The sequence below is a fragment of the Oleiphilus sp. HI0125 genome (assembly GCF_001635355.1).
The window spans coordinates 1-270 of record NZ_LWGF01000344.1; the positions used below are offsets into that span (position 1 = coordinate 1).

The window sequence follows — 270 nt, forward strand, 5'->3', positions numbered from 1 at the left end:
AAATCTTGAATCCTGGTTCTAGTTGGCCAGTTTTCAAGGCACCATGGAGACGGTTGCGGTAAGGTTCAAATTCTTCGATATCTGATTGAAGGAAGTACAGGCGCTGTCCATCAAGAGAATCTAAGTAGTGCTCAAAAACACGTTTCGACAATTCGCGATCGATATCTTGTTTACGATAGTGGCTTAGAAGGAGAGAACGTGCGATATGAACACTTGCTTCACGCTGTGATTTTTCTGGAACTAATTCTGGTGCCTGTTCTGCTTGTGCTA

General features: G+C 43.3%; 1 pseudogene. It reads right to left on the reverse strand.

Features of this window, described 5'->3' with window-relative positions:
* Window positions 1-270: pseudogene (locus A3762_RS27095) on the reverse strand (tail-specific protease); the annotation flags it as partial.